Annotated in this window: 1 protein-coding gene; it reads left to right on the forward strand. The window is 64.7% G+C overall.

All coding sequences use genetic code 11. The annotated features are described in order from the left end of the window. Positions 1-46: 46 nt before the first annotated feature. The coding region (locus GHC57_RS19105) for an IS110 family RNA-guided transposase (RefSeq protein ID WP_170294984.1) at positions 47-985 on the forward strand (939 nt) is incomplete at its 3' end.

Genomic DNA, 985 nt, shown 5'->3' on the forward strand with positions numbered 1-985 from the left:
CCCGGGGCCCCGCACCGGATCGTGTGATCGTCTCAGGATGGGGTCTTTGCCCGTTGTCATCGTGATCCGCGATCCGGACCGGCTTCGTCGCTTGTTGAGTTGTTGGGGCCTGATATGCCCGCAGACAATCCGAAGCCGAGGAAAAATCATGACAAACCAAGCACATCCTGTCGAGGCCGTGATCGGCGCCGATGTGAGCAAGGACACCGTGACGCTCTGCCTGGGGACGAATGGAGAAATCCGCACCGTTCCCAACACCGCCGAAGACCTGAAGACGGCGCTGAGGGCCTTCGGGCCGGTCGATCTGGTGGTCTGCGAAGCCACCGGAGGGTACGAACGGACCTTGCTCGGGGTGACCCTTGACCTGGGCCTGCGGGCGCACCGGGCCGATGCGGCCCGCATCAAGGCCTTCATTGCCTCCTATGGTGTCAAGGCCAAGACCGATGCCATTGATGCCCTGTGGATCGCCCGCTACGGCCTGGAGCGCGGCGCAAGGCTGGCGCCGTGGGTTCCGATGGAGAAGACCCGCGAGACCCTGCTCTGCCTGGCGCGGCGCCGCGAGACCCTGGTGAGAGACCGGACCCAGGAGCTGAACCGCCTCAAGGGCCCCAATGCCGAGGTCATCAAGGCGATGGTCGAGGAGCACATCGCGTTCCTCAGTCACCAGATCGAAGACATCGAGAGCCGCATCAACGACCTCATGAAGGCGGATGAGCCCCTCGCCAAAGCCGAGGAAAAGTTGATGGAAATCAAGGGGATCGGGTCCGTGGCGGCGCGCACTCTGCTGCTCTTCATGCCGGAATTGGGAACCCTGACCCGGCGCCAGGCGGCCAGTCTCGCCGGCCTCGCACCCCACCCCAAGGATAGCGGAAAGAAGTCCGGCCACCGTGCCACCGGCCGCGGCCGCCGCGCCTTGCGATCCAAGCTCTTCATGGCCGCGCTCTCCGCCGTGCGATACAACCCCGACCTCAAGGCCTTCTACGAA

This window comes from Roseospira navarrensis, from assembly GCF_009601025.1.
GTDB lineage: Bacteria > Pseudomonadota > Alphaproteobacteria > Rhodospirillales > Rhodospirillaceae > Rhodospira > Rhodospira navarrensis.